This is a genomic window from uncultured Roseobacter sp. (assembly GCF_947495275.1).
Taxonomy (GTDB): Bacteria; Pseudomonadota; Alphaproteobacteria; order Rhodobacterales; family Rhodobacteraceae; genus Roseobacter.
Genome location: NZ_CANLYL010000038.1, coordinates 1 through 6,552 on the forward strand (window position 1 = coordinate 1; position 6,552 = coordinate 6,552).

Here is a 6,552-nt window from a genome sequence, read left to right on the forward strand (position 1 = left end):
GCACGAGGCCCCTCAAGGTTAACCTCCATAACCTCCAATGGCTTCCCAGCAGCAACCGCAACCGCAGCTCGCGTCCTAAGCATCAAAATGACCTCCCGATAGAATTTGCAACCGACCAGAGACAGGCCACTTTTAAGTTGTCAAGCGAAAGACCCTGTCTTGCCCGATTGACCTCCATCCGACCCCAGGTCAGATTTTAGCCAAAAAAATCCTGAAATGTTCCGGTTTGTGAAAAAAATGTTCGCCCAAAATGCCCGTCGATGCAAAATGAAATAAACTTTATCACCCAAATTGGCGAAAATGACCCAAGCCACTCATTTGTGACAGGACCCTCTTGATGAGCCAGCATCCGCGCAAGCCCTCCGACTACGCCCTTCGAGACCGATACACCAAAACCCAAGGCCGCGTATTTCTCACCGGAACCCAGGCCCTTGTACGTATCATGCTGGATCAGGCACGGCGTGATGGTGAAAACGGACTGAACACCGCGGGATTTGTGTCAGGCTACCGCGGATCCCCCCTTGGTGGCGTCGATCAGGAAATCTGGCGCAATGAGGCACTGATCAAGAAAGCGGGCATTTCCTTCATTCCTGCGGTCAATGAGGACCTTGGGGCAACGGCGGTCCTGGGCGCGCAGCAAGCAAGTCTCGACCCGCATGCTGATGTCGATGGCGTCTTTTCCATGTGGTATGGCAAGGGGCCGGGGGTGGATCGGTCGGGGGATGCGCTCAAACACGGGAATGCCTATGGATCCGCCCCGAAAGGCGGCGTATTGGTCGTTGCCGGGGACGATCATGGATGCGTCTCATCGTCTATGCCTCACCAATCGGATGTTGCGTTCATGGCCTGGTTCATGCCCACGCTGAACCCCGCGAGCGTGGCGGAGTATCAGGCATTTGGGGAGTACGGCTTCGCATTGTCGCGGTTTTCCGGCACCTGGGTTGGCTTCAAGGCCATCTCAGAAACCGTTGAAAGCGGACAATCCGTTGAACTCATGCCCGACCGGGTCTTTCAGCGACCTGATTTCACCGCCCCGCCGGGTGGCCTGCATGTCAGGGTCGCTGACCTGCCATCCCCAGAGATCGAAACGCGGATCAAGGCGAAACTTGATGCGGTCCAGGCCTTTGCTGAGGCCAATCCGATTGATCACGCAGTCTACGGGGTGGAAAAGGCAAGCTTTGGTTTTGTCAGCACCGGCAAGGCACATCTGGATCTTATGGAAGCCTTGCGCCTTCTTGGCGTGGATGAGGGCCGCTGCCGCAGTCTTGGTATCGATATCTACAAGGTAGGGATGGTTTGGCCGCTGGCCCATCATGCCGCGCTTGATTTTGTGACCGGCAAACGTGAAGTGCTGGTGATTGAAGAAAAACGCGGCATCATCGAAAGCCAGTTCAAGGAGCACTTCTACGACTGGCCCGGTCGCAAGCCAGACCGTATGGTGGGAAAATACGACGAAGAAATGAACCCATTGGTGCCTTGGACGGGCGAGCTGAGCCCCCGGCTATTGCTGCCCATCATTGCCGCGCGCCTGAACCGGTTTTTTCTCAACGAGGGATTCATCGAGAAGGCGTGCGCGCTGACAAGCCCGCTACCGCCCGTATTGCAGATCGAAGGGGCGACGCGAACGCCCTACTTCTGTTCCGGTTGTCCGCACAACACGTCGACCAAAGTGCCGGAAGGTTCCAAGGCCGCCAGTGGTATCGGGTGTCATGTCATGGCAAGTTGGATGGACCGCGAAACCGTCGGCTATGCGCAAATGGGAGGCGAAGGGGTGCCTTGGATCGCCACCTCGCTTTACAACGGTGGCAAACATATTTTCCAGAACCTGGGCGAAGGAACCTGGTACCATTCTGGCAGCCTTGCCATCCGTCAGGCCGTGGCGGCGGGCACCAACATCACCTACAAGATTCTCTACAATGATGCTGTCGCCATGACCGGCGGGCAACCGGTGGATGGGCCGGTCTCGGTTGCCGGGATCGCACAAACCTGTCGCGCAGAGGGTGTTCAACGAATTGCACTTGTCTCAGACAATATCGCCAAATTTCAAAAACACGATTTCCCGGCGGATGTCAGCTTTCATGATCGTTCTGAAATGGACGCATTGCAACGCGCGTTACGCGACGTGCCGGGTGTCACGGTTTTGATATATGAGCAGACCTGTGCCACCGAAAAACGCCGCAAACGCAAACGCGGCCAACTTCACGAGCCTGACCGGTTTGTCGTGATCAACGATCTTGTTTGCGAAGGCTGCGGCGATTGTTCGGTTGAAAGCAACTGCCTGAGCGTTGAGCCGCATAAAACCGAATTCGGCACAAAGCGCAAAATCAATCAGTCCAGTTGCAACAAGGATTTTTCCTGCCTGAACGGATTCTGTCCCAGTTTCGTGACCCTTGAGGGTGCGACACGTCGCAAGAAAGCAGCGCCAGAAATCGACGTGATCGACATGAATGCAAAGTTGCCGGAGCCCGCGCTTCCATCGCTCGATAGTCCATATGATCTGCTCGTGACCGGCGTTGGAGGAACAGGGGTGATCACCGTTGGTGCGTTGATTTCCATGGCCGCCCACCTGGAAGGCAAAGGGGTCAGTGTATTGGATTTCACCGGCTTTGCTCAAAAATTCGGGGCGGTTTTGGGATATGTTCGTCTGGCCAGCTCCCCCATATCTGTGCATCAGGTCCGCATTGACACAGCCTGCGCGGATGCCGTCATTGGCTGCGATGTTGTGGTCTCCTCTTCGCCCAAAGCCTCGGCGCACTACCGGCAAGGTACAAAGGTCGCCCTCAATCTGGCCGAAATGCCGACCGGTGATCTGGTGTTGAACCGGGACGCTTCCCTGAAGGTGTCACAGCGCCGCGCCGCTATTGAAGACGCGGTAGGCGCCGAAAATGTCGCTTGCTTCAACGCAAATGAGATGGCGAACGTTCTGATGGGAGATACGGTTTTTGCCAATGTCATGATGCTGGGTTTTTCATGGCAACGCGGGCTTGTGCCAGTGGGATATGACGCATTGATGCGGGCAATTGAACTCAACGGAGTCGCACCAGAAAAAAACCGGATGGCCTTTGCCTATGGCCGCGCATTGGCAGTTGATCCACACAGATACACATCGCAACCGGACCAGGTAGATTCAAATGAAACTGCCGCGCAATTTATCGAGCGGCGGGCCACATTCCTAAGCGACTATCAAGATAACGCCTATGCTCAGCGCTATCGTTCATCGCTGTCTTGCTTATCCGGGTTGCCAGATGATGTTCAACGCGCAGCCGCAAAATCTCTCTTCAAGCTGATGGCCTACAAGGATGAGTACGAAGTGGCACGCCTGCACGCCCGCCCCGAATTCAGAGAACGTCTGAAAGCCGAATTCGAGGGTGACTTTAAGGTGCATTACCATTTGGCCCCCCCTGTGTTGTCCTGGTTAAAGGATGGACGTGGCAGGCCCAGGAAATACCGGTTTGGACCGTGGATTGGCCAGATGTTCAGCCTCCTCGCGCGGCTCAGAAAGATTCGAGGCAGTTTGCTGGACCCCTTTCGCTTTCACTCCGACCGAAAGCTGGAACTTGACCTGATCATCTGGTTCGATGAGCTGATTCTGGGGATGCCGGAAGTTTGGCGACAAGGACATCACGAGGTGGTTCGAGATATTCTGGCCGTCCCCTTGGACATTCGTGGATATGGACCGGTCAAGGAACAGGCCGCACGGTACGCCCGCGACAGAGCACAAAACCTGATGGCAATGCGATCTTCCTAGTATCGAGGAGGCGCGAGAGATCCGCGCATAATGAATTCGGTCTGCAGGGCAACACTGTTAACGTTTCGTTCACCTGACAACCGGGCCAATAGGACGCGTGCTGCCGTACGACCCATTTCAATCTGCGGCACACGCACGGTCGCAAGCGGCGGGGTGACCACCGATGCAAGCCCGATGTCATCAAAACCCACAATCGATACCGTGTTCGGAACATCGATACCCAAATCACGCGCGCGCATCAGGGCCCCCGCCGCCAGAACGTCATTACCGCAAATGATTGCGGTAGGTGGACGATCATCCCCCATGATTTTGGCAAATGCCTCGGCACCATATTCCAACCGGTAAGCCGCCTCGATGTTATGAGAAAGATGCGCGTCCTGGCCATGATCGGCAATCGCCGCCTCGACACCTGCCTGCCGATCACCGGCCCGGTCGTTTCCTTGCCTGATCCCGCTGATCGTTGCGATCCGGCGATGACCCAGCGCCAAAGCCTGTTCAGCCGCCCCCTTTGCCGCCATAAAATTATCAAAGCCCACAAAAAGTTGGGCATCCTCATCCTTGAAGCACCAGGAGATCACATATGCGACCCGCCGCTTTTCCAGAAACGCGCGTGTCGCCTCGGGACGTTCATTCCCGATCAACATCAGCCCGTCTGCCCCATGCGCCAAAAGAGATTTTACCTGACGCAGCTCATGCTCAGGATCATCCCCCGTCGTGGCAACAAGCAAATTGATACCGGCCTCGGACAACACCTCCTGAAAGGCCTGCAGCCCGCTTGCAAACATCGCATTCGCAAGGCTGGGAATGATCGCACCCACGGTGTTGGTCCGGTTGGACGCCAAAGCGCGACCGCCAAAATTGGGTGTATATCCAAGCGCTTCGATCGCTTGCTCTATCTTTTCGCGCGTGGGTTTGGCCACTTTGTCCGGATCATTCAGCGCCCGCGAAATGCTGGCTGTCGAGACCCCCGCCATGCGAGCCACATCTTCAAGTGTTGGAGCGGTGTTCTTGGCCATCTTGGTGTCATATCTCCGTTTGCCGTCGAGAACACCCTAAAACGCGTCAGCCGGAGGGTAAAAAGATTGATATATCGCAATGCAAGCGCTTGCATTTGGATTTGTAAGAGCATAGAAGGCGCTGAAGAACATGGAATCTGGCGCTTGGGGAGGGTGGCCAGATTCCGCTTCGAAGGCACGGGCAAACGGGCTGCTCCTACTGCCGGTCAACAACTGCCCGTGCTTTCGAAAATTTGCTTCCTCGACGCTGACGACACCTCCAAGACAGGATTCCTTTTCATGGCCCGAGAATACCTCAAAAAAGCTGCAAAAACGGCGATGACAGATGCCGGCGATGTACGAGAAACCGTACAGAACATTCTTAACGACATCGAAGTCGGCGGCGATGCCGCAGCGCTGAAGTACGCCGAGAAATTCGATAGCTATCAAGGCAGCATCATCTTGAGCAAAGAAGAAATTGCCGCGGCATCGGTACTCGTGTCGCAAAAGCTGAAAGACGACATTGCCTTTGCCCATGACAACGTACGCCGCTTTGCAGAGACGCAAAAATCCACCATGACGGATGTGGAACTTGAGGTTGTGCCTGGGCTGATCGCTGGTCAAAAAGCGATACCTTGCCGGGCCGCAGGGTGTTACGTGCCCGGCGGACGCTATAGCCACATCGCAAGCGCCATCATGACCGTGACAACCGCAAAGGTGGCCGGCTGCCAGCATATCACGGCCTGCTCACCGCCGCGCCCGGGCATTGGAATCAACCCAGCCATCATTTACGCCGCTGATCTGTGTGGCGCTGACAATATCCTCTCCATGGGGGGTGTTCAGGGTGTCGCCGCAATGACATTCGGCCTGTTTGGCCTGCCCAAAGCAGACATACTTGTCGGCCCCGGCAATCAATTTGTCGCGGAAGCGAAACGCATCCTGTTTGGACGTGTGGGGATCGACATGATCGCAGGACCCACCGACAGCCTGATCCTGGCAGATGAAAATGCTGATCCCTTTATCGTTGCCACCGACCTCGTGGGACAGGCCGAACACGGATACAATTCCCCGGTCTGGCTGGTGACAGACAGTCGGGAACTGGCGGAAAAAACCATGCAAATCGTTCCGAAACTCATCGCGGACCTGCCAGAACTGAACCGTGCGAACGCCGAAGCCGCATGGCGTGACTACGCAGAAGTCATCATATGTTCAGATCGTGAGGAAATGGCGGCTTGCTCTGATGACTATGCACCTGAACATCTTACGGTGCAGGCGGCAGATCTGCCGTGGTGGCTTGACCGGCTGCAGTGCTATGGCTCTCTTTTCCTGGGCGAAGAGACCACCGTAGCCTTCGGGGACAAAGCATCGGGCACCAACCACGTTTTGCCAACATCCCAATCCGCAAAATATACCGGCGGGCTTTCGGTTCACAAATACATGAAGATTGTCACCTGGCAGCGCGCAACGCGCGAAGGTGCCAAGCCAGTCGCCGAAGCCACGGCGCGCATTTCACGGCTGGAAGGCATGGAGGGGCATGCGCGTTCAGCCGATGCGCGCTTGCACAAATACTTCCCGGATGAAAATTTCGATCTTTCCGCGATGGATTGAAGCAAATGACCTAACTCTATCATCCGCGGCGGGGCGCTGACTTTGCGACGCGGACCTCTGACCTTTTCCGAATTCACCCTGATACTCGACTACAAGGAGACCATACGTGTCCATTAACACACAAATCGTAGATGATTTTGTCCGTAATGGCGTTGATTTTGTGACGACCGTGCCGTGCAAGCAGTTGGCGGGGGTTATTGA

General features: G+C 55.7%; 3 protein-coding genes and 1 pseudogene. 3 read left to right on the forward strand and 1 reads right to left on the reverse strand.

All coding sequences use genetic code 11. From position 1 onward, the window contains the following. Positions 1-337 precede the first annotated feature (337 nt). Entirely contained in the window at positions 338-3,748 is a 3,411-nt protein-coding gene (locus Q0802_RS24465; protein WP_298922625.1) for an indolepyruvate ferredoxin oxidoreductase family protein, read from the forward strand. On the opposite strand, the gene Q0802_RS24470 is transcribed toward Q0802_RS24465, so the two are convergent. Then, positions 3,745-4,764, reverse strand: a complete 1,020-nt coding sequence (locus Q0802_RS24470; protein WP_298922626.1) for a LacI family DNA-binding transcriptional regulator — start codon at positions 4,762-4,764, stop codon at positions 3,745-3,747. The two genes, Q0802_RS24465 and Q0802_RS24470, sit on opposite strands and share 4 nt — an antisense overlap. Positions 4,765-5,043: 279 nt before the next feature. Here Q0802_RS24470 and hisD point away from each other — a divergent pair, with 279 nt between their 5' ends. Both hisD and Q0802_RS24480 read left to right on the forward strand, forming a co-directional pair. Further along, on the forward strand, positions 5,044-6,351 hold the full coding sequence (gene hisD / locus Q0802_RS24475; RefSeq protein ID WP_298922627.1) for a histidinol dehydrogenase: 1,308 nt from the start codon (positions 5,044-5,046) through the stop codon (positions 6,349-6,351). A 106-nt stretch (positions 6,352-6,457) separates the two neighbouring features. Beyond that, positions 6,458-6,552, forward strand: a pseudogene (locus Q0802_RS24480) (sulfopyruvate decarboxylase subunit alpha); the annotation flags it as partial.